Origin of the sequence: Mesorhizobium sp. M0621, assembly GCF_040320745.1 — a bacterium.
Lineage (GTDB): Bacteria > Pseudomonadota > Alphaproteobacteria > Rhizobiales > Rhizobiaceae > Mesorhizobium.
The window spans coordinates 89,108-110,237 of sequence record NZ_JAMYQF010000019.1 but is presented as its reverse complement, the minus strand read 5'-3'; the positions used below and the strand labels follow the sequence as shown (position 1 = coordinate 110,237).

20 protein-coding genes are annotated in these 21,130 nt (G+C 62.9%); 13 read left to right on the top strand and 7 right to left on the bottom strand.

Features of this window, described 5'->3' with window-relative positions:
- Nucleotides 1-139: 139 nt before the first annotated feature.
- Nucleotides 140-1,036 (bottom strand): NAD-dependent epimerase/dehydratase family protein, encoded by an 897-nt coding sequence (locus NKI38_RS15885; protein ID WP_352659062.1) that lies wholly within the window; start codon nucleotides 1,034-1,036, stop codon nucleotides 140-142.
- A gap of 118 nt (nucleotides 1,037-1,154) precedes the next feature.
- Between NKI38_RS15885 and NKI38_RS15880 the strand changes: the two genes are divergently transcribed.
- Complete coding sequence (locus tag NKI38_RS15880; protein ID WP_352659060.1) at nucleotides 1,155-2,093, top strand: NAD(P)-dependent oxidoreductase; 939 nt, start codon at nucleotides 1,155-1,157, stop codon at nucleotides 2,091-2,093.
- A gap of 18 nt (nucleotides 2,094-2,111) precedes the next feature.
- Here NKI38_RS15880 and NKI38_RS15875 read toward each other — a convergent pair whose 3' ends face one another.
- Entirely contained in the window at nucleotides 2,112-2,894 is a 783-nt protein-coding gene (locus tag NKI38_RS15875) for a FadR/GntR family transcriptional regulator (protein ID WP_502899317.1), read from the bottom strand.
- A gap of 182 nt (nucleotides 2,895-3,076) precedes the next feature.
- Nucleotides 3,077-4,066, bottom strand: coding sequence for a sugar-binding protein (locus tag NKI38_RS15870; RefSeq protein ID WP_023673050.1), 990 nt, complete (start codon nucleotides 4,064-4,066; stop codon nucleotides 3,077-3,079).
- A gap of 494 nt (nucleotides 4,067-4,560) precedes the next feature.
- Between NKI38_RS15870 and NKI38_RS15865 the strand changes: the two genes are divergently transcribed.
- The 12 genes from NKI38_RS15865 to NKI38_RS15810 all read left to right on the top strand — a co-directional run bounded on the left by NKI38_RS15865 (nucleotide 4,561) and on the right by NKI38_RS15810 (nucleotide 15,713).
- Complete coding sequence (locus NKI38_RS15865) at nucleotides 4,561-5,301, top strand: ATP-binding cassette domain-containing protein (RefSeq protein ID WP_352634031.1); 741 nt, start codon at nucleotides 4,561-4,563, stop codon at nucleotides 5,299-5,301.
- A 40-nt stretch (nucleotides 5,302-5,341) separates the two neighbouring features.
- Nucleotides 5,342-6,340, top strand: coding sequence for an ABC transporter permease (locus NKI38_RS15860; protein WP_352634033.1), 999 nt, complete (start codon nucleotides 5,342-5,344; stop codon nucleotides 6,338-6,340).
- A gap of 87 nt (nucleotides 6,341-6,427) precedes the next feature.
- Nucleotides 6,428-7,195 (top strand): SDR family oxidoreductase, encoded by a 768-nt coding sequence (locus NKI38_RS15855; protein ID WP_352659056.1) that lies wholly within the window; start codon nucleotides 6,428-6,430, stop codon nucleotides 7,193-7,195.
- 185 nt (nucleotides 7,196-7,380) lie between these two features.
- Nucleotides 7,381-8,208, top strand: coding sequence for an AraC family transcriptional regulator (locus tag NKI38_RS15850; protein WP_352659054.1), 828 nt, complete (start codon nucleotides 7,381-7,383; stop codon nucleotides 8,206-8,208).
- A gap of 119 nt (nucleotides 8,209-8,327) precedes the next feature.
- A complete protein-coding gene (locus NKI38_RS15845; RefSeq protein WP_352634039.1) occupies nucleotides 8,328-8,771 on the top strand; it encodes an SRPBCC family protein in 444 nt (147 codons plus the stop codon).
- 13 nt (nucleotides 8,772-8,784) lie between these two features.
- Nucleotides 8,785-9,579 (top strand): FAD binding domain-containing protein, encoded by a 795-nt coding sequence (locus NKI38_RS15840; RefSeq protein ID WP_352659053.1) that lies wholly within the window; start codon nucleotides 8,785-8,787, stop codon nucleotides 9,577-9,579.
- 61 nt (nucleotides 9,580-9,640) lie between these two features.
- Nucleotides 9,641-10,123, top strand: a complete 483-nt coding sequence (locus NKI38_RS15835) for a (2Fe-2S)-binding protein (protein WP_352659051.1) — start codon at nucleotides 9,641-9,643, stop codon at nucleotides 10,121-10,123.
- Nucleotides 10,124-10,205: 82 nt separating this feature from the next.
- Nucleotides 10,206-11,573, top strand: coding sequence for a xanthine dehydrogenase family protein molybdopterin-binding subunit (locus NKI38_RS15830; RefSeq protein WP_352659049.1), 1,368 nt, complete (start codon nucleotides 10,206-10,208; stop codon nucleotides 11,571-11,573).
- Between the two features lies 1 nt (nucleotide 11,574).
- On the top strand, nucleotides 11,575-12,579 hold the full coding sequence (locus tag NKI38_RS15825; RefSeq protein ID WP_023756899.1) for a xanthine dehydrogenase family protein molybdopterin-binding subunit: 1,005 nt from the start codon (nucleotides 11,575-11,577) through the stop codon (nucleotides 12,577-12,579).
- Nucleotides 12,580-12,587: 8 nt separating this feature from the next.
- Nucleotides 12,588-13,469: an AAA family ATPase gene (locus NKI38_RS15820; protein WP_352659047.1), complete on the top strand. Its 882-nt coding sequence runs from the start codon at nucleotides 12,588-12,590 to the stop codon at nucleotides 13,467-13,469.
- Between the two features lie 220 nt (nucleotides 13,470-13,689).
- Nucleotides 13,690-14,826, top strand: coding sequence for a vWA domain-containing protein (locus tag NKI38_RS15815; protein WP_352659045.1), 1,137 nt, complete (start codon nucleotides 13,690-13,692; stop codon nucleotides 14,824-14,826).
- Complete coding sequence (locus NKI38_RS15810) at nucleotides 14,826-15,713, top strand: amidohydrolase family protein (protein WP_352659068.1); 888 nt, start codon at nucleotides 14,826-14,828, stop codon at nucleotides 15,711-15,713. The genes NKI38_RS15815 and NKI38_RS15810 overlap by 1 nt, the downstream gene beginning before the upstream one ends.
- 7 nt (nucleotides 15,714-15,720) lie before the next feature.
- On the opposite strand, the gene NKI38_RS15805 is transcribed toward NKI38_RS15810, so the two are convergent.
- From NKI38_RS15805 to NKI38_RS15790, 4 genes are all read right to left on the bottom strand, one after another.
- Nucleotides 15,721-16,128: a carboxymuconolactone decarboxylase family protein gene (locus tag NKI38_RS15805; RefSeq protein ID WP_352659043.1), complete on the bottom strand. Its 408-nt coding sequence runs from the start codon at nucleotides 16,126-16,128 to the stop codon at nucleotides 15,721-15,723.
- A 332-nt stretch (nucleotides 16,129-16,460) separates the two neighbouring features.
- Nucleotides 16,461-17,957: a sugar ABC transporter ATP-binding protein gene (locus NKI38_RS15800; RefSeq protein ID WP_352659041.1), complete on the bottom strand. Its 1,497-nt coding sequence runs from the start codon at nucleotides 17,955-17,957 to the stop codon at nucleotides 16,461-16,463.
- Nucleotides 17,957-19,009 carry a hypothetical protein gene (locus NKI38_RS15795; protein ID WP_352659039.1) on the bottom strand — a complete coding sequence of 351 codons (1,053 nt, stop codon included), beginning with the start codon at nucleotides 19,007-19,009 and terminating at the stop codon, nucleotides 17,957-17,959. Before NKI38_RS15795 ends, NKI38_RS15800 begins: the two co-directional genes overlap by 1 nt.
- On the bottom strand, nucleotides 19,006-21,129 hold the full coding sequence (locus tag NKI38_RS15790; RefSeq protein ID WP_352659037.1) for an ABC transporter permease: 2,124 nt from the start codon (nucleotides 21,127-21,129) through the stop codon (nucleotides 19,006-19,008). Before NKI38_RS15790 ends, NKI38_RS15795 begins: the two co-directional genes overlap by 4 nt.
- Nucleotide 21,130: the final 1 nt, after the last annotated feature.

Genomic DNA, 21,130 nt, shown 5'->3' with positions numbered 1-21,130 from the left:
AAGGCCGGACATATGAGCGCAAGCGATCCGATCAAATCATCATGCCAAACACTTGCAAGCAGGGGGCCGTCCACATATGAGCACCGGAAGCGCAGAAAGCCGTCATTCGCAGGCCGGCATCACCTGAATATCGACATGCCTAGGCCTGCTTGACGTATCTGCGCCAGCTGTGTTCCGGGCGGAAACCGAGCACCTCGCGCGCCTTGCGGTTGGAGAGCAGCGTCTCGTATTCGCCGAGTTCGGCCTTGACCGGCACGCCGGGATAGAACCGCTTCAAGAGTTCGGCGGTCGGCAAATCGGACGAGGTATCGTCGTTGGCGGCGTTGAACACCTGATAGCCGAGGCCGTCCTTCTCGATGGCGCGCAGCGTGATCTGGCCGAGGTCGCGCGCGTCGACATAGCTCCAGGCGATGCGCTTGCGGAACCCCGGATCGGCGAACCATTTTGGAAACAGCGAATATTCGTGCGGCTCGATGACGTTGCCGATGCGCAAGGCATAGATGTCGGTGCCATCGCGCTGCGCAAAGGCGCGAGCCGTCTTCTCGTTGACGACCTTGGACAGCGCGTAGCTGTCCATCGGATCGACATCGTACTCCTCGTCGAGCGGGAAATATTTGGGATCACGCGGCTCATTGGCGAAAACCAGACCATAGGTCGTCTCGCTCGAGGCGATGATAACCTTGCGGATGCCGAGCTTCACCGCCGCCTCGATGACATTGTAGGTGCCGAGCGCATTGATGCGGAACACCTCGTTGTCGGTGGTGATCATGATGCGCGGGATGGCGGCAAAGTGGACCACCGCATCGACCGGCTGCGGGCGCAGCGACGGGTCGAATTCATGCAGGCCCATATAGCTCGACAGCGCGTTGAACACCTGCCCGCTGTCGGTGATGTCGGTGATCAGCGTGCGCACCTTGGGATTGTCGAGCGGCTTGGTGTCGATGTTGAGCACCTGGCAGCCCTGCTCCACCAGATATTGCACGACATGGCGTCCGGCCTTGCCGCTGCCGCCGGTGAACATGATCCGCTTCGTCATTTTGCTCTCCACATCATCTGGGATTTATGTGTATTGTCAGACAATATCGCCATCCGCAACCACCTCGCCTGCAAAACGGCAGCGCCTGACATCAATCATTGCAACAGGACTTGAAGACATGAATACGACTGCCGCGAGCGAAAAGATCGGCTTCATCGGCCTTGGTCTGATGGGGCACGGGATCGCCAAGAACATCGTCGACAAGGGCTACAGCCTGACCTTTCTCGGCCGCAAGAACCGCAAGCCGGCGGAAGACCTTATTGGCCGCGGCGCCACTGAAGCATCAACCTCGCGCGATGTGGCGGCGGCATCGACAATTGTCTTCATCTGCGTCACCGGCTCACGTGAGGTCGAAGCCATCATTCGTGGCCCAGGCGGCCTCAAGGAGGGTTTGAAGAAAGGCTCGGTCGTCGTCGATTGCTCGACCTCCGATCCGGTCTCGACGGTGGCACTGGCAGCGGAACTGAACGCGCTCGGCATCGATTTTGTCGACGCGCCGCTGAGCCGCACGCCGAAGGAAGCCTGGGAAGGCACGCTCGACGCCATGGTCGGCGCGCCGGACGCCCTCTTTGCCAGGGTGAAACCGGTGATCGAAACCTGGGCCGGCCGCATCGTCCATATCGGCGACACCGGCGACGGCCACCGCATGAAGCTGCTCAACAATTTCATCTCGCTCGGCTACGCCGCGATCTATTCCGAGGCATTGGCGCTTGCGCAGAAAGTCGGCATCTCGCCGCCGCGCTTCGACAGCGTCATCCGCAACGGCCGCATGGATTGCGGCTTCTACCAGACCTTCATGCGCTGGACGCTGGAGGGCGATCGCGACGCCCACAAATTCTCGATCGCCAATGCCTTCAAGGACCTGACCTATCTGGAATCGATGGCGGGTGCGGCCGGCATCGCCAACCCGCTCGGCAACGCGACCAAGAACTCCTTCGCCGGCGCCCATGCCACCGGCCCGGCCGAGCAATTCGTGCCGATGCTGGCAACCCATATCGGCAAGGTCAACGGCGTCGACCTGATGCCGATGAAGGATGGCAAAAAGCAGACTATCTGAGCCAGACAAAGGTGCCGATCACCGCCTCCACCGTCCTATCCCATCGTCGGTGTTTTCAAGCAGCTTGTGCACAGCGTTGCGCGCGGCGGCTGGACGCCGCAGGCGGATGTTCTTCTCGATCGCTTCATGCAGCTTCTGCGCCTGCCGCTGGTCGCTGACCTGCTGCGTCGTGAACGCGAAGAGATGATCGAGCGCCGACTCGATCAACACGCCAAGCGGCACTAGAAGGTCGTTGCCGGAGGCGCGAAGGATGGCCAGATGAAAACGCGTGTCGGCACGGATACGCTCCTGCAGGCTCAAGGCCTCGCCCATTTCGCGGCAGGCCTGGCTGATCTCCGCCATCTGCTCGTCGTTGCGCCGCGTGGCGGCAAAGGCCGACGCCTCCGGCTCGATGATGTGACGAAACTCCTGCACGGTGCGCAGGAAAGCCTCGCGGTCGGGCGCCGTCGCGTACCAGGCCAGCACGTCGCGGTCGAGCAGGTTCCAGCGCTCCTTAGGCTCGACCCAACTGCCGATCTTGGGCCGCGATGCCAACAGGCTTTTCGCCATCAGCATCTTGATGGCTTCGCGCACCGCAGAACGGCTGACATTGAAGATCTCGGCCCATTTGGCTTCGTTGGGCAGGATGGTGCCGGGCGGATAGTCGCCACGCACGATCCGCAGCCCAATCTCACCGGCCAGCGAGACATGAACGCTCGCCCCCGGAAAGTGCGCGGCACCAGTTGCGCGCATGACGGCCGGATGGCGGCTGGCGTGTGCCATGGGCCGGTCGGCGCGTTTGTTTGACTTCTCGTCCGGCATCCACATTCCAATGCGTCGGCCGTCTATCATCCGGACAGGTCCGAACTTTACGCGGCGCGCCGATCTCGTTGCCGAAAAATCCAAACCATGGGCGCACGAAAGCCGGAGCCTGTTGCCCCAACCATTGCGTCCCGTTCAGGAGTGACGGGACGCCCGTTGCCGGGCGTCCCGAAATCGAGAACCTACTTCTGGATGCAGGTGTCGACCGTGTCCTTGGTGCATTCGTCGAGGCCGGTGAACACCGGATCGGCGACGGCCTTGCCTTCGACCAGGTCGATCATCACCGACGGTGCCTTGTAGCCCATTTCGAACGGCCGCTGACCGACAAGCGCGGTCACGAGGCCGTCACGGGCGATCGCCACCTCGTCACCGATCGTGTCGGCGGCACCGATGACGAAGTCGTTGCTGGCTATCCGGTCCTTGAGCGGCCCGAACAGATCGCGATAGGGCTGCGGCGCGCCGAACAGCGGCCAGCCGCCCATGATGCCGAAGGCGTCGAGCTTGGGGTTGGCGGCGAGGATGTCGGTCATCGCCTGCACGCCCTTGGCGCCGTCGTCATTGGTGAACACCGGGCAGCCGGCAACTTCGGTCCAGCCACCTTCACCGGCAAGTGCGGCAAGGCCCTCCTTGCCCGACAGTGCGTCGCGCATGCCCTGGGCGCGGCGCAGGATGTTGTCGGCCGCCGGGTTGCCCTCGATCGTGCAGATCGTGCCGCCATTCGGCTTGCCCTTCTTGATGTACTCGCCGATCTTGTGACCCATCAGATAGTTGTCGGTGCCGAGATAGGTCTTGCGAAGGGCCGCATCCTCCTTGCTGAGATCCGCATCGAGCGTCATGATCGGGATCGTCGGATTGGCGGTCTTGATCGTCTGCGCGATTAGTGGGGCGTTGGACGGCGAAATCGCCATCGCCACCGTGTCGGCCTTGCTCAGCATGTCCTGGACGATCTGCGCCTCGCCGGCTTCATCGGAAGTCGACGCCGGGCCGGTGTAGAAGCACTCATATTCCGAGCTGGCGTTTTCCTTGTTCCATTTCTCGCAGCCCTGGTGAATGGCTTCGAAGAACGGATTGTCGAGACCTTTCACGACAATGACGAGCTGTTTCTTGGCCAAAGCCGGCCCGGCGCCAAGCGCCATGGCGGCGACGGCGGCGAGCAAAAGTGTTTTCCTCATGTCAGTCCTCCCTTGGAAACAGACGGACACGGCGTGCCCGCCACACAGATCGACCGGATGCGTGATGACAGAGGGTCGTTGTGCGAGCGCTCATGTCATACGCCAGGCCGATAAGTATTTTCATTTCGGTCCGCCAGATCGAAAACTGACTGGCAACGACCGACAATCCTCTGATGATCCCGCGCGGCAGACCGGCATGGGATCGGTATATTGATTTAGTTCCTCCGATGCTCAGCTAATCTCGGCTCGCGGCCAACGTCAATGCCATTTGTCCTACAAAACTGATTTTTCGAAAGATTCAACCTCGTCCCGCAACGGCCCCCGGCCGCATTTCCCTGACTATCGCCAATTCTTATTCGTCTGACAATTGACGCCTGCGCAGGCATTCGCGTAGATGCAGGTCAGCGCTGTTTCCGGGAGGAGCTGGAAAAGCGTGGCGAAAGCTGCGCCCGGTCCACCGGAAAAGCAGGCAAGGCACGGGGAGGTAAAGGCTGGTGGCGGTTCTCGAACTCACCAACATCTCAAGGCATTTCGGCGCCATCCAGGCGGTCAACGACGTTTCGCTGTCGATCGAGCCTGGACAGGTGGTCGGCCTGATGGGCGACAACGGCGCCGGCAAATCGACGCTGGTCAAGATGATCGCCGGCAATTTCCGCCCGAGCCATGGCACCATGCACATGGATGGCAAGGAATTGATCCTGCACAAGCCGGCGGAAGCCCGCCAGCACGGCATCGAAATTGTCCATCAGGATCTGGCGCTCTGCAACAATCTGACCGCGGCGGCGAATGTCTATCTCGGCCGCGAATTGCGCCGTGGCCTAGGGCCGCTCCGCATCCTCGATTATGCGACGATGTACAAGCGCGCCGGCCAGCTCTTCGCCGAATTGAAGTCCGAGACCCGTCCGCGCGACCTCGTCAAGCAGATGTCGGGTGGCCAGCGCCAGGCGGTGGCGATTGCCCGCACCATGCTGTCGCAGGCCAAGATCGTGCTGATGGACGAACCGACGGCGGCGATCTCGGTGCGTCAGGTCGCCGAGGTGCTGAACCTGATCCGCCATTTGCGCGACCAGGGCATCGCCGTGGTGCTGATCAGCCACCGCATGCCGGATGTCTTCACCGTCGCCGACCGCGTCATCGTCATGCGGCGCGGCCGCAAGGTCGCCGACAAGACGATTGCGTCGAGTTCGCCCGAGGAAGTCACCGGGCTGATTACCGGCGCCATCGAACAGGTTTGATTTCAAGCGTTTTCACTATGACAGCAGATGAAGGTCAACGATGGCACTGACAATTGACCAGCCGATCGAGCACAAGCAGCAATCCTTGCTGGCAAGGCTGTTTGCCAGCCAGACTTTCTGGGTGGTGATCTCCGTCATCCTCGCCTGCCTGTTCCTGTCGTTTGCCACCGACGCCTTCGCCACGTCGAAAAACCTCTACAACATCACCCGCAACATCACCTTCGTCGCCATCATCGCGCTTGGCATGACCTTCGTCATCATCACCGGCGGCATCGACCTGTCGGTCGGTTCGGTGCTGTGCCTGTCGTCGATGGTGCTGGCCGTCACCATGCATGCCGGCTACTCGATCGAAGTCGGCATTCTGGCCTCTATCGCAACCGCGCTCGCCATCGGCGCCTTCAACGGCGTCCTGATCGCCTACCTTGGCTTTCCACCGTTCGTGGTAACGCTCGGTGTGCTGTCGATCGCCCGCAGCCTGGCGATGGTCGCCTCCAACAACACCGTCGTCTTCCAGTTCGGGCCAGACCACGCCAAACTGCTGGCATTGGGCGGCGGCGCCTGGGTGTTCGGGATCGCCAATCCGGTTCTTTACATGATCGTTCTGGCGCTGATCACCGGCTTCATCCTGCGCTGGACCAAATTCGGCCGCCACATCTTCGCCATTGGCGGCAATGAGCATGCGGCGACGCTGACCGGCGTGCCGGTGCGCAAGATCAAGGTTGCCGTCTACATGATCTCGGCGCTGTCGGCAGGCATTGCCGGCATCATCCAGACCGGCTGGCTGGGCGCCGTCACCACCAATCTCGGCACCGGCATGGAGTTGCAGGTGATCGCCGCCACTGTCATCGGCGGCGCCAATCTGGCTGGTGGCGTCGGCACCGCCTTCGGCGCCATCGTCGGCGCGGCCCTGATCGAAGTGATCCGCAACAGTCTTGGCCTTCTCGGCATCAATGCCTTCTGGCAAGGCGTATTCATCGGCGGCGCCATCCTGCTGGCGGTGCTGTTCGACCGCATCCGCAATTTCCGCCGCAGCGATTAAGACCATGATCCCGAAAAGTGGAAACCGGTTTTCTCGGACAAACGGAACCGTTTGCCCAGAGATCATGGTCAAACGACAAAACAGTCCGTGACAAGCTCCCTTTTCAGCCTCGATGGGCGGCTTGCGCTGATTACCGGTTCTGGCCAAGGCATAGGTTTTGCCTTGGCTCGCGGTCTCGCTGAACACGGGGCGAGCGTGGTGCTGAACGGCCGCGATGCCGCCAGGATCGACGGCGCCGTCGAAAAGCTGCGCGCTGCCGGCTTCAAGGCTCACGCCTCGACCTTCGATGTCACCGATTCTCAGACGGTCGACACGGACATTGCCCGAATCGAGTCCGAGATCGGCGCCATCGATATCCTCATCAACAATGCCGGCGTGCAGTTCCGCGCCCCGCTCGAGGATTTTCCCGAGGAGCAATGGGAGCGGCTGTTCAAGACCAATGTGTCGGGCGCCTTCCATGCCGGCAAGGCGGTCGCCCGCCACATGATCCCGCGCGGCAAGGGCAAGATCATCAACATCGGTTCCGTGCAGAGCGAGCTGGCCCGGCCGAACATCGCGCCCTACACCGCCACCAAGGGCGCGATCAGGAACCTGACAAGGGGCATGTGCGCCGACTGGGCCAAGCACGGCCTGCAGATCAACGCGATCGCGCCCGGCTATTTCCGCACCGAGATGAACCAGGCGCTGGTCGACAATCCGGAATTTTCCGCCTGGCTGGAAAAGCGCACGCCCGCCGGACGCTGGGGCAATGTCGACGAACTGATCGGCGCCGCCGTGTTCCTCGCCTCCGACGCATCCTCCTTCGTCAACGGCCATACGCTGTATGTCGATGGCGGCATGACGGCTTCGGTTTGAGGAGGCGTTCTTCCCTTCTTCCTTCTTGTGGGAGAAGGGGAAACCTATCCCTCAGTCTGAAAATCCGCCCGCATCAGCCGTCCTCCACGCTCGGCACGAACTCCCGTCTTGACGCAGGCCCGAACTCAGCCGCACTATCCCCGTTGCAGGCGAAGGGAGGCCAGTCGTCTGCGGGAGGAATACCCATGACGGAAGCGATCAGGCTCTACTGGGGCCGGTTCGGACATGTTTCTGTCCTGAATGTCGCAAGCGACTTCGTCACCCATGCCCATGTCGAGGCGCATCTGATCATCTGGTTGGAAGGCACGGCCGGGGAGATGACCATCGGCCGCGAGACCGTGCGGCTCGGACCCGACACAGCCGCCGGCATCAACTCCTTCCAGCCGCACAGCCATGTTCTGTCGCAAAACGGGACGCCCGGTCTGTTTCTCGCCTTCTACATCGATCCGGACTGGGCGCGGCGCCGCCGCGACCTGCCTGCGTCCGCGCCGCTTTTTTCACAAGCCGCGATCACGCTGGAGCCCTGGCTGCATCAGGCCGCCGCCAATCTGCTCGACCATCTCAGCGACAATGAGAACATCGACGATATCGCCAATTACGAGATCGAGCGTTTCATCGACTCAGTGCTCGACGCCGCCGACGCCTCGGCGCCGCAGGAGGCCCGTGTTCGCATCAACACGATGCAGGATTTCCGTGTCCGCAAGGCGATCCAGTTGATGAAGGCCAATGTCTGCGAGCGCATCTGCTTCGACGACGTGGCGCGCAGTGTCGGCCTGTCGCGGCCGCATTTCTTCGCACTGTTCAAGGAGCAGACCAATCTGACCCCCAATGTGTACTGGAACACGTTGCGCATGGAGGAAGCGGTGCGGCAGTTGCAGTGGTCGCAGGAGCCGCTGATCTCGGTCGCCTGCAATCTCGGCTTCACCACACAGGGCAATTTCTCGCGCTTCTTCCGCGACCATGTCGGCGTACCGCCGACGCTCTACCGCGAGGCCGCGCGGGCGATCGCCTGAACCGACCGCCGCCACCCTTTTTCAGACTCCTTGATAGGCGTTCAAGACGCATTGATAAGCGTCCCTGAAATGGCCGCCCTACCCTTGCCCAGCTGTCGCATTTGCAAGGGAATATCCATATGGCGAAAGTCACCATCTCCAGCGTTATCGACGCACCGGTCGAAAAGGTCTGGGCGCGCGTACGCGATTTCAACGGTCTGCCTGGCTGGCATCCGCGCATGGTGGAAAGCCATATCGAGGACGGCAAGGACGCTTCGACGATAGGCTGCGTGCGCAACTTCCAGCTCGCCAGCGGAGCACGTATCCGCGAAAAGCTGCTCGACTTCTCCGATCAGAATTTCCTCGTCAGCTATTCAATCCTGGAAACTCCGCAACCGCTGACCAACCACAAGGCGACGCTGCAGTTGCGTCGTGTCACCGATGGCGACCGCACCTATGCCGAATGGACCGCCAGCTTCGACGCAGCACCCGAGGAAGCCGACAAGCTGGCCGAGGGCATGGGCGCCAATGTTTTTCAGGGCGGCTTCAACGCCCTGAAAAGCCATTTCGCCGGCCAGAGCTGACAGGAGCCAAGCCATGGCGCTAGCACTGCAGACTTTTGCAACGGTTAAGGACGCCAACGCGGCGCTGAACGCCGCCGGCACGCGCTATCTCGGTGGCGGTACACTCGTGGTCCGCGCCGCCAATGAAGGCGATGTTTCGATCTCCGGCCTTATCAGGTCGACCGAGCCATCGCTGTCCACCATCGCTGTCGCTGGCGATAAAGTCCGCATCGGCGCTTCGGTGACCATGGCGGCGATCGCCCGCCATCCGCACCTCGGCGTCCTTGCCAAGGCCGCCCGCGCCGTTGGTGGCCCGGCAGTCCGCAACATGGCGACCGTCGGCGGCAATCTGTTTGCGCCGGCTCCCTATGGTGATTTCACTGTTGCCCTGCTGGCGCTCGACGCCATTGTCGGCACCGACGACGGCGAAGCGTCGATCGAGACCTTCCTGGCCAATCGGGACGGCAACCGCGCCATCGTCACTTCCGTGAGCTTCACGTTGCCGAAAGCCGCCAGTTTCCGCTTCCTGAAAGTGTCGCGGGTCAAGCCCAAGGGCGTCTCGGTGCTCAGCATCGCCAGCGTTCTGAAACTGGCGCTGGATGGCACCGTGACTTCGGCCAGGATTGCGCTGGGCTGCATGGCCGACCGGCCAATGCGTGCCAAAGCAGCCGAAAACGCTCTGATCGGCCGAAGCCTGACCAAGGACGGCATCGCGCCGGCTTTGGCAACAGTCAACCACGGCACCGCGCCGGCAACCGATCCGATTGCCAGCGCCTGGTATCGCAACGAAGTGCTGCCGGTCCATCTCGGACGGCTGCTGCTCGCATAATATTTCGTTCGGGGGCGCGCGTCTGTCCGATGGTTCGGACAGGCGCGCTGGGAGGAAAAACATGGCAAAGGTTCCGGTTCAGTTCACGCTCAACGGCGCGGAAACGGCCGAATTCATCGACAGTGGCACGACGCTGCTGCACGCCTTGCGCGACAAGATCGGCGACACCTCGCCGAAAGGCGGCTGCCATCAAGGCACTTGCGGTGCCTGCTCGGTCATCATCGACGGCGAACTCAGGCTCTCCTGCCTGACGCTGGCCGAGACCTGTAATGGCGCCGCCATCACCACGACGGCGGGGCTTTCGGAAGCCGGCGTGCTGCACCCGCTGCAGCGCGCCTTCCTCGACGCCTTCGCCACGCAATGCGGCTTCTGCACGCCGGGCATGATCATGGCAGCCAAGGTGCTGCTCGACTACACGCCCAATCCCAGCCGCGATGAGGTGGTCGAGGCGCTGTCGGGCAACATCTGCCGCTGCACCGGCTACGAGCCGATCATCCAGGCGGTGCTGACCGCCGCGCGGTCCAACTCTCAGAACGCGGCCTAGAGCCGGATGATTTCAGGTCGATTCGACCTGAAATCTGAATCCGCCTCTAAATCAAAGAGATAGAGCTGAGGGAACAAAAAGAATGGAACTGCGCAAGAGCTACTTCGCCGATGTCCGCAAGGACGATCTGCATGAGATCGGCCAGCCAAGGCCACGCTCCGATTCGCCCGGCCATGTCACCGGCAAGACCACCTTTTTCGCCGACCGCAATTTCCCCGGCATGCTGCATCTAAAAATGGTGCGCAGCCCGCATCACCATGCCCGAATCCGTTCGATCGACACCTCGGAAGCCGAAAAGCATCCAGGCGTGGTGAAAATCCTCACCGCCAAGGACGTGCCGCACAATGTCTACACCATCCTGATCCTGATCCAGATCGGACCTGAGGACGAAACCGTGCTGGCCGACGGCAAGGTTCGCTGGAAGGGCGAGGCCGTGGTGGCGGTGCTGGCCGAGACCGAGCGCGCGGCACAAGAGGCCGCTGCCAAGGTCAAGGTCGACTATGAGGTGCTGCCGGCTGTCTTCGACATGGAGGAAGCGCTGAAGCCCGGCGCCCCGCTGGTCAATGAGTACCACGGCCAGAATTACTACCTCTATGACAGCGGCGAGTGCCGCAAAGTGCGCTTCGGCGATGTCGAGGCGGGCTTCGCCGGCGCAGATCACATCCTGGAGCAGAGCTACCAGTCGTCACCGATCGAGCATGCGCCGACCGAGACCACCGGCTGCGTGGTCGCACCAGAGGGCAATGACCGCTTCACCTGCTACACCAACACGCAGGCGATGTTCTTCACGCTCGACAACACCTCGATCATCCTGCAGATGCCGGGCAGCAAATTGCACTTCGTCGGCGGTACCGTCGGCGGCGGCTTTGGCGGCAAGGTCGACGTCATCGTCGAGCCGATCGCCATCCTCGGCGCCAAGCTAACAGGACGACCAGTCTGTTTTATCTACAGCCGCGAGGAGGAGATGCAGATATCGTCACCTCGCGCGGCCGAAAAGGTCGTCATCAAGGACGGCGTCATGAACGACGGCCGTATCGTCGCCCGCAAGGTCACCGGCTACACCGACGCCGGCGCCTATTCGCGCCACTCGCCCTATGGCGCGCAGAAGGGTGCAGGGCACTATCCCGGCCCTTACACCATCCCGAACGTCTGGATCGACACCTACTGCGTCTATACCAACCGCACGCCCTCCTCCGCCATGCGCGGCTTCGGCGTCACCATCGGCGACTTCGCGCTAGAGGTGCAGATGGACAAGCTGGCGCGGCTGATCGGCATGGACCCGCTCGAATTCCGCTTCATCAACGCCTATCGCGACGGCGACATGAAGGCGCACCGCCAGCCGACCGAGGGCGCGGCGCTGATCGAGTGCATGCAGGAAGCCTCGCGCGCCGCCAACTGGCCGGTGGCGGAGAAATACATGGCGATGTCCTCCTACGTGAAGGGAGCTTGAGATGGCGATCAGGCGCGGACGCGGCGTCGCCGCGATCAATTATCCCACAGGCATGAATCTCGGCGGCGACCCGACGCAGGCGCTGGTGCATTCGACGCCGACCGGCAATTTCATGGTGACGCTGTCATCGGTCGATCTCGGCCAGGGCATGAAGCAGATCATGGCGCAGATCTGCGCCGAGACGATCGGCGTACCGACCGACCGCGTCGTCGTCGACACCGCCGACACAGACACCGGTCCGCACTGCATGGGCACCTTCGCTTCGCGCGGCACGCACCGCGCCGGCAATGCCGTCATCCAGGCCGCCAGGGAAGCCCGCCAGGTGATGCTCGAAGTGGCGGCCGAAGAGCTGGAAGTGAATGCCTCCGACCTCGAGACCGACGGCCAGGGCAACATCCTGGTCAAGGGCGCGCCGCAGAAGTCGATCTCGATCTTCGATGTCGCGCTGTCGGCACATTTCAAGCGCGGCCGCTCGATTTCCGGCCGCGGCATGTTCCTGATCCCGCGCTCCTATCCCGAGAAAGAAACCGGCGCGATGAAGCCGTCGACCTGTTACGCGCATGCCTGCACGGTGGCCGAGGTCGAGGTCGATGACGAGACCGGCGAGGTGACCGTGCTGACCGTCAAGAACGTCTTCGAGATCGGCCGCGCGTTGAACCCGAAAATGGTCGAACAGCAGCTCGTCGGCGGCTCATGGATGGGCATCAGCCACGCTCTGTACGAAACGACCGAGCCCTATTATCCCAACCGTGACCATGGCGGTACCGACTTCAACCAGTACCTGATGCCCGGCCCCGGCGATCTCGCCGAGACCGAGATCATCGTTCTGGAGCGTCCCTCGGCGGACGGGCCATACGGCGCCAAGGGGCCGGGCGAAATGTGCGCCAATCCGCAGATACCGGCGGTCGCCAATGCCGTCTTCGATGCCGTCGGCGTGCGCATCGACACGCTGCCGATCACGCCGGAGCGCATTTTGCGCGCGCTGAAGGCGCAAGCGGCGAACTGAGGGCCAAAATGACTGGGACAAGCGCCGAGACTGTCGCGACCTCGCCGGAGGCGGTGGCGCAGCATCTGGCCGCCTCGCGCTATCTGGCCGACGAGAGCCTGTCGACCGCCATCTTCCTGGCCATCCGGCTGGGCAAGCCGCTGCTGCTCGAAGGCGCGCCGGGCGTCGGCAAGACGGAAGCGGCCAAGGCGATCGCGCAACTGCTCGGCCGCGATCTGGTGCGGCTGCAATGCTACGAAGGCATCGACGCCGCGCATGCGCTCTACGAGTGGAACTACCAGCGCCAGCTGCTCGCCATCCGCCATGCCGGCGAGCATGAGATCGACATCTACGACGACCGTTTCCTGATCGCGCGACCGCTGCTGCAGGTGCTGAAGGCGCCCGAGCAGCGCGTGCTGCTGGTCGACGAGATCGATCGTTCCGACCATGAATTCGAAGCGCTGCTTTTGGAATTCCTCTCCGATTTCCAGATCAGCATTCCCGAGCGCGGCACCATCCGCGCCACGGCGCAGCCGATCGTCATCCTGACCTCGAACCGCACCCGGGAACTGGCGGAGGCGTTGCGCCGGCGCTGCGTCTATCACTGGATCGGCTATCCCGACGCCGAGCGCGAGGCCGCCATAATCATGCTGCGCGCTGGCGATGTAGCCGAGGCAACGGCACGCGCGGTGGCGGCGGCCGTACAGACCATCCGCGCCCGGCCGCTCGCCAAGCCACCCGGCATCGCGGAGGCGGTCGAATGGGCCAATGCCGCCACCATCCTGGAAAAAGGCGGCAGCCCATGGCCGGAAGCCTTCCGCCGCGCCATCGGCGTGCTGATCAAGGACGAGGAAGACCTGTCCTATATCGCACCAGAGCTTGGCCGGATTGTCGAGGAGGCGCTGGCGTGATGCGCGACGTCAACGACACCTTTGCCCCGTTCCTTCCGGAACGTTGGCGGGACAGCACCCCCCTCTGTCCTGCCGGACATCTCCCCCTCAAGGGGGGAGATCAGCTGTCATTCCGGCTTTCGCCAATCTCCCACGTCGCATTACCAGGCGACGCGTCAAAGCTGCCAATCTCCCCCCTTGAGGGGGAGATGTCCGGCAGGACAGAGGGGGGCGCCACGGAATGATGCGGGAGAAAAGCCTACCCCGCGCGGCCACCTCCTTGCTCGGCTTTGCCCGCCTTCTGCGCCGCTACGGCTTTGCCGTAGCGGCCGAACAAGTCTCCGGCTTCATGCAAGCTGTGACATTGCTCGGGCCGCGCTCGATGGCCGATATCCGCGAGGCGGCGCTCGCCACACTGGCGCCACCGCCCGACCGTCGCGACGAATTCGAGGCGCATTTTCGGAGCCATTTCTACGGCAATATATCCGCAGTGGTCGAAGGCGACGCGGACGAGGAAACCCGCATCAAGGACGATGGCGGCGCCGACGAACAACAGATCGAAGCTGACCGGCAGCAAGAAGGCGGCGAGCTGTCCTCGGCCCTGGAGCAACTGAGCAGCCGCGACTTCCAGCGCGACGATGACGGCCTTGCCGCTTTCCGCCGCAAGCTCGCTTCGGCCCTGCCCGCCCGCCGCTCCTTCCGCACCGTGCGCACCCATTCGCGCGGCAAGCTCGACCTGCGCCGGTCGCTGCGGGAAATCGTCAGCGCCGATGGCGACGTCCCCTCGCCGCTGCTGCGCCGCCGCCAGACCGTGCCGCGAAAGCTGCTGATCCTCATCGATGTGTCCGGCTCGATGAAACTGCACACAGCGGACTATCTCAAGCTCGCCCATGCCGCGGTGCAGGGCGCCGATCGCGCCGAAATCTTCACCTTCGGCACGCGGCTGACCCGCATCACCGCGGCATTGCGCATCCGCGACCGCGATCAGGCATTGGCGCGCGCGGCCGCGCAGGTTGACGATTGGGACGGCGGCACCCGCATGGGGCCGACACTGCTCGCCTTCCTCTCGGTGCCGCGCTTTTCCGCTTTTGCACGCGGTGCCGCGATCGTCATCCTGTCCGACGCGCTGGAGCGCGGCGACCATGGCGAGCTGGAGACGGCAATGCGCCGGTTGAGCGTTCGCGCCTTCCGGCTGTCGCTGGCGACGCCGCTGGCCGGCGACCCGCGCTTCAGGCCGGCAACGGCGGCACTTCGCGCCATCCTGCCGGTGATCGACGATCTCGTCGACGGCTCGTCGCTCAAGGGTCTAACCGATTTCATCCTGTCGCTCGCCCGCCCTGCCCCGGCGGCGACGACAATCTGGAAGAGGGTTTCATGATGCAGAAAGCAATCGACGCGCATTTCCACATCTGGCGCCAAAAGGATCAGCCCTGGCTGGTCGGCCCGATGGTGCCGCGCATCTTCGGCCCCTACGAGCCGATCCGCCGCAACTATCCGATCGAGGAGTTTCTGGCCGATCAGAAGGGATCCGGCATCGAAAAGGCCGTCTATGTCCAGACCAACTGGGCCAAGGAGGATTTCGAGAAAGAAGTCGCCTTCCTGCAGAAGACCGCTGACGAGACCGGCTGGCCGCATGCCATCGTCGGCTACACCGACATGACTGTCGACGACATCAGGCCCCAGATCGATCGCTTGAAAAAATATCCGCTGCTGCGCGGCGTGCGCATGCAACTACACTGGCACGAGACGCCGGCCTTCCGTTTCGCCGCCTCGGCCGATCAGGTCATAGATCGCAAGGTGCGAGCGAATGTAGCGCGCCTGAAGGACTATGACCTATCCTTCGATCTGCAGCTTTTCCCCGCCCAGATGAAGGACGGCCTGACGCTGGTCGGCGAGAACCCGCAGACGAATTTCATCCTCACCCATGCCGGCATGCTGACCGGGATGGAACCGGAAACCACCGAAGCCTGGAAGACCGGCCTGCGCACGCTGTCGGCCGCACCCAATCTCTACGCCAAGCTCTCCGGGCTCGGCACCTTCGTCCACCGCAACGACCCGGCGCTGATCGCCTACATCGTCGACAACGCGATCGAGATCCTGGGCGCTGACCATCTGATGTTCGGCTCGAACTTCCCGATCGAGAAGCTATGGACCAGCCACACCGACCTGATCAAGGCGCACCGCGCCGCAGTGGCCAAGCATGGCGCGGCGGCGGAGGCTGATATTTTCTGGAACACGGCGGAGAAGGTTTACCGGCCGGTATAGGCACCCCTCACTTCACCTCGAACTGCGGATCGACCGGGATCTGCATCGCGGTCACCAGATGGTTGGTCTGGCCGGCGAGCCCGATGATCGACACCAGTTCGCCATGCTGGGCATCGGTCATACCCTTGGCTCGCGCTGCCGCCGTGTGCGAGTGAACGCAGTACGAGCAGCCATTGGCGGTCGATACCGCGATGTAGATCATCTCCTTGGTCAGCGGATCGATGGCGCTGTCGGCGACCATTACCACCTTCAGCTGCTCCCAGATCCGCTTCAGCGCCGCGGGATCATTGGCCAACCCGCGCCAGAAATTGTTGACGAAATCGGATTTGCGCGTCGCGCGTATATCGTCGAACACGGCCTTCACCGCCGGGATTTTCTCCACCTCGGCATCGCTGAGGAGTCTTGTGGTGGCCATGCGTGATCCTTTCGTTTCGATCGATGAACATTAAATCGAGTTTCGAGCAAAGGTGGCTAACCAGCCTCTTTGACTCAGTTTTTTGCGCGCAATAGCCTAAACTCGTCATCCTAAGGCGAAGTAGGAGCGAAGCTCCGTCGCGGAGACCTGGTATCCATTCCGTGACCTCTGCCGAAGAGTGCAGCGGAGCGGAATTCTGCACTGCGGCAGCGCTACGGAGTCCCGGCATGGATCCTCAGGTCTGCGCCGCGTCGCTACGCTCCTTGCTTCGCCCGTGGATGACGAGGGATGGACGTTTTGGCCAATTATCGACGTACGCACCAGCCAGAAACCTAATGCACGGCCGCGTACATGATCTTCTCCTCCGTTGCCTCCGCCGGCGAAAACTCCTCCACAATACGCCCTTGCCTGCAGACAAGAATACGGTCGGACAGGTTCATGATCTCCGGCAGGTAGGACGAGATGACGACGACGGCGAGGCCCTCGTCGGCCAGACGGTTGATGATCTGGTGGATTTCGGCGATCGCGCCGACATCAACGCCGCGCGTCGGCTCGTCGAAGATGACGATGCGCGGCTTCTGCACCAGCCCCTTGCCGATCACCACCTTCTGCTGGTTGCCGCCGGACAGCTCGACGACGCGGGCATTGTCGTTGATCGCCTTGATATTCAGCGTCTTCGTCCATTCCGCCGAGAGCACGCGCATCTCTTGCGCGTTGATCACCCACGCTTTTTCGCGGCCCGCCGCCAGCAGCCCGCCGAACAGGTTCTCGGCAATGCCCATCGTCTCGAAGATGCCTTCGCTCTTGCGGTCCTCGGTGACATAGACGATGCCGTCGGCCACCGCTTCGCTCGGCACGAGATAGCGCACCGGCCTGTCGTCCAGCTCGATGGCGCCGCCGCGCAGGAAATCGCGCTTGTAGATGCCGGAAACGATCTTGAAGGTCTCGGTGCGGCCGGAGCCGATCAGCCCGAACACGCCGGTGATCTGCCCCTCGAAGATAGAAAACGACGTGTTGCGCACGACATTGCTCATCGAGATGTCCTGCACCGACAGCACTTTCTTGCCTGCCTTGCGCAGCTTGGCTTCGTCGCGCTGGCGGTAGATCTGTCCCGACAAAGTGCGCCCGACCATGGCGGCGACGATCCTGTCGCGGTCGAAGGCCGATGTGTCGTCGGTGATCACCAGTTCGCCATCGCGCAGGATGGTGATGCGGTCGGCAATCAGCAGCGCCTCTTCCAGAGCGTGGCTGATGAAGACGATCGACACGCCGTTCGCTTTCAGCCGGCGGATCAGCGCGAAGAAGTGGCGCTTCTCCTCCGGCGTCAGCGTCGCCGTCGGCTCGTCGAAGATGATGACCTCGGCATTGTGGTGGACGGCGCGCGCGATCTCGACCATCTGCCGCTTGGCCGCGCCCAGCGTCGCCACCATGGCGTTCGGGTCGACCGGAAAGTTCAGCGATTGCAGGAATTGTTGGGCCGAAATATAGGTGCCGCGCAACCGGTTGAGGAACTTTTCGGTGCCGAGATAAAGGTTCTGCGCCACCGTCATCGACGGCACCAGGCTGGTTTCCTGGAACACCATGGCGATGCCGGCTTCAAGGGCGGCATGCGGCGAGGCGTAGGCGATCTCCTGGCCCTTGTGGAACATCTTGCCTGATGTCGCGTCGACGACACCGGCAATGATCTTGGTCAGCGTCGATTTTCCCGCGCCGTTCTCGCCGAGCAGCGCATGGATCTCTCCTTTGCGCAGCTCAAAGCTGACGTTCTTCACCGCGGGCACGCCGCGATAATTCTTGGTGACATTCTCCAGACGAACGATCGGCTCCATCAAAAACCTCCCGACGCGAGGTCGATGGCCAACACGCAATCGCCGCCTCTGGAGGCGATGAACAGAAGGCCATCCTTTTCCGCCACGCTGCAGATGCCATGGCGCGTGCCGTTGGCGCGGCTGTGCAGGCTGAATTGCGGTTGCAAGTTTTGGTCGAGCTTGACCACAAGCCCATAGGAGCGGCTCGGCGACCATGGCTTGTGGATGCCCATGGTGCGGATGCCGCCGCATTGCAGCGGTTCGAGGAAGCTGCGGCTGGAAGCCAGCGCCGGCGCGATCCAGTAGGCCGGCGGCACTTGGTCGAGCATGTCATGGCGGTAATGCGTTTCCTGCAACACAAACTCGATCAGCCTGTTGCGCGGTGCAAACAGGGCCAGCCAGGCGCCACCATCGGCGGAGGGCGACAGCCGCGCGGGATAGCCTGGCAGATGCGTCAACACCGTCGAGCGGTTTCCCGTCGCGCCATCGAAGCGGACAAGTTGATGGCGCCAGCTTTCACTAACCAGAACATTCCTGCCGACGGGATAGAGCCCATAGGGGAAGGCGATGTCGCCGGCCACTTTGCGGAAGCCGCCACCTGCCGCGTCCCGCTTCCAAAGCGAACCGGACGCTCCCTTCCTCATCAGGTCGGCGGCCCATTGCGAGGGCGCATGCTCGGCCGAGCCATTTGCCAACCACAGCGTGCCGTCATCCGAATAGGCAAGTGCGGTGATGCAGTTGATATCAGGAAATGAAACCTCCTTGCCTGATATCAGCAGCTTGCCGCTTTCCAGCCCCACGGTCAGTTCGCCGGATGGCGAGAGCGCCAGCGCCGCGACGGGAGACGGAAAGGTTTCGACAACCTTGGGCTCGGTTCGAGCAGCAAGCGAATAGACAGCGTTGCCGCCGGAGGCCAGCAGCCTCTCACCGGCAACCAGCAGATTGTCCGGCTCGGTCAGCTCAGCGAAAGCCGGCGCATCGTCCAGCCGTGTGTTGGGGCGGAAGGCGCCGTCGAGCGGCGGAATGGTCACGGCCTTGCCGCGAAACAGGTCGAGCACGGGATCAAGGATCATGGCCTTGCCCCCCAATAGGAAGCGGGACTGGTCCAGTTCGGGTCGGCGCCAGCAATCTTGTAGCGGCCGATGCGGTTGTTGAGGATACCGCCAACGAACAGAAAGCCCTTGTGCTCGCGCATCGAGGTGACCATCGGGTGCGCGCCGCCGGTGAGGTCGCCCATCGCCTCGACGATGCCGCCCTTCTCGTTGAATTTCACCACGCCGCCGGTGTTGATGTTGGGGAATAGCCATTCGTCCTGCGGCAAGCGGCGCGTCATGCGCTTGCGCATGTCGGGGTGGCGCAGCGACAGGTCGAAGCTCGGCGTGCGCATGCCCAGCCACGCCATCCAGTAATTGCCGTCCGAGGCGCGGTTGATGTTGTCGGGGTAGCCCGGCATGTCGCGGATGACGCATTCGGCGGTACCAGCCTTCGGCCCTTCCAGCCGGTAGCGATGCACGCGGCAGGCCCAGCTTTCGGCGAAGAACAGCGACTTGCCGTCATGCGCCATGCACACACCATTGGTGTAGCGGTAGCCGTCGAGCAAAGTCTTCGTCGAACCATCCCTGGGGTCGTAGACCAGCAGCCGGCCGGTGGCGCGGTTCTCGATCGAGTCCAGCGCCCAATCATGGGCATCGTAGCGCTTGGTCGAATCGGTGAAATAGATGCGCCCGTCCGGCGCGATGTCGCAGTCGTTCGGGTCGCGCAGCCGCGCATCGTCGACGATCGAGGTCCAGGAGCGCGACGTTTCGGCCGACAGTCTCTTGACCTCCCGATCCGGCGACACCGAATAGAGCCCCATGGCGCCGACGCAGCTGATCAGATTGCCCGATTTGTCGAAGGCGAGACCCAGCGGGAAGCCACCGATGTGGGCAAAGACTTCTGACCTGACATAGTCCGGCGCGAAGAAGCGGACGATCTCGCCATGGCGCGTCCCGCAATAGAGATTGTCGTCGCGATCGAGGATGACGTCCTCCGGTCCTTCCAGCTCGCCAAGCCCGATATGGTCGGCGCCCGACAGCCTGTTGTCGAGTTCGTATGATGTGCCGGAGCCGGGCGCGGCCGACTGCGTTTCGCCCATCTTCAGATAGACCGGCGCGACATAGACCTCGTTGAGCACCTTGTGGCGGTTCTTCAGCCAGCGGATGTCGATCGTCACCGCCACCGCCAGCATGATGCCGAGCACCATCTGGTTGGTGCCGGTGCCGTAGCCCAGCCGGATCAGCCCGTTGGTCATGGTCAAGACGATGATGGCGCCCATCAGCCCCTTGATCACCGAGCCACGCCCGCCGCCGAGGCTGACGCCGCCGACCACCGCCGCCGTCAGTGCCATGATCTCGAGGTTTAGGCCGGTGCCCGGCCCTGCCCCGCTTAAGCGGCAGGCGATGAGGAAGCCGCCGATCGAGGCGCAGAAGCCCGAAAAGACATAGGTCATGAACACGGTGCGGCGCACGCGGATGCCGGCATTGTGCGCCGAGCGCCTTGAACCGCCGACCGCCAGAACATGCCAGCCCGGCCGCGAACGCGTCAGCGCGATATGGGTGACGATCGCCAGGATGATCGCCAGCCAGACCGAGACCGACAGCCCCCAGAAGGTGCTGTCGCCGATGAAGTCGAGCACATCCGAAGTGGCGGTCGAGAGCTGCACATCGGCGGCATAGGTGGTGACCAGGATGTCGAACAGCGCCCGCCCGAAGATGAAGGTGACCAGCGTGGTGAGAAAGGCGCGTAGCCTGAGGTAGCCGACGAGATAGCCGTTGATGGCGCCGAAGACGAGGCCGGTGGCGAGCGATGCGGCCAGCGCCAGCCAGATCGACTGTTCGAGGATGAAGAAGACATAAACGGCGGAGAAGCAGGAAAGCGCGAAGATCGAGCCGACCGACAGGTCGATGCCGCCGCCCAGCATCACCACCGTCATGCCGGTGACCACCATGGAGAACTCGCCGAGCTGGCGGGTCGATTCCTGCAGCGCGGTCAGCTTGAAAAAGCCGGGAATGATCGAGCCGAAAGTTGCCAGCGTCGCCACCAGCGCCAGGAACGGAATGGCGTTGTCGGTCCAGCGCTTGGTCAGGATCTCGCCGACGACATGGTCGGGCACGAGATTGTACCGCCAGGACTGGAGGCGTTCGCGAAAGGACATC

Coding starts and splice junctions, on each gene's coding strand:
- NKI38_RS15885 (WP_352659062.1), bottom strand. CDS start 1,036: ATGACGAAGCGGATCATGTTCACCGGCGGCAGCGGCAAGGCCGGACGC.
- NKI38_RS15880 (WP_352659060.1), top strand. CDS start 1,155: ATGAATACGACTGCCGCGAGCGAAAAGATCGGCTTCATCGGCCTTGGT.
- NKI38_RS15875 (WP_502899317.1), bottom strand. CDS start 2,894: ATGCCGGACGAGAAGTCAAACAAACGCGCCGACCGGCCCATGGCACAC.
- NKI38_RS15870 (WP_023673050.1), bottom strand. CDS start 4,066: ATGAGGAAAACACTTTTGCTCGCCGCCGTCGCCGCCATGGCGCTTGGC.
- NKI38_RS15860 (WP_352634033.1), top strand. CDS start 5,342: ATGGCACTGACAATTGACCAGCCGATCGAGCACAAGCAGCAATCCTTG.
- NKI38_RS15850 (WP_352659054.1), top strand. CDS start 7,381: ATGACGGAAGCGATCAGGCTCTACTGGGGCCGGTTCGGACATGTTTCT.
- NKI38_RS15845 (WP_352634039.1), top strand. CDS start 8,328: ATGGCGAAAGTCACCATCTCCAGCGTTATCGACGCACCGGTCGAAAAG.
- NKI38_RS15840 (WP_352659053.1), top strand. CDS start 8,785: ATGGCGCTAGCACTGCAGACTTTTGCAACGGTTAAGGACGCCAACGCG.
- NKI38_RS15835 (WP_352659051.1), top strand. CDS start 9,641: ATGGCAAAGGTTCCGGTTCAGTTCACGCTCAACGGCGCGGAAACGGCC.
- NKI38_RS15830 (WP_352659049.1), top strand. CDS start 10,206: ATGGAACTGCGCAAGAGCTACTTCGCCGATGTCCGCAAGGACGATCTG.
- NKI38_RS15825 (WP_023756899.1), top strand. CDS start 11,575: ATGGCGATCAGGCGCGGACGCGGCGTCGCCGCGATCAATTATCCCACA.
- NKI38_RS15820 (WP_352659047.1), top strand. CDS start 12,588: ATGACTGGGACAAGCGCCGAGACTGTCGCGACCTCGCCGGAGGCGGTG.
- NKI38_RS15815 (WP_352659045.1), top strand. CDS start 13,690: ATGATGCGGGAGAAAAGCCTACCCCGCGCGGCCACCTCCTTGCTCGGC.
- NKI38_RS15810 (WP_352659068.1), top strand. CDS start 14,826: ATGCAGAAAGCAATCGACGCGCATTTCCACATCTGGCGCCAAAAGGAT.
- NKI38_RS15805 (WP_352659043.1), bottom strand. CDS start 16,128: ATGGCCACCACAAGACTCCTCAGCGATGCCGAGGTGGAGAAAATCCCG.
- NKI38_RS15800 (WP_352659041.1), bottom strand. CDS start 17,957: ATGGAGCCGATCGTTCGTCTGGAGAATGTCACCAAGAATTATCGCGGC.
- NKI38_RS15795 (WP_352659039.1), bottom strand. CDS start 19,009: ATGATCCTTGATCCCGTGCTCGACCTGTTTCGCGGCAAGGCCGTGACC.
- NKI38_RS15790 (WP_352659037.1), bottom strand. CDS start 21,129: ATGTCCTTTCGCGAACGCCTCCAGTCCTGGCGGTACAATCTCGTGCCC.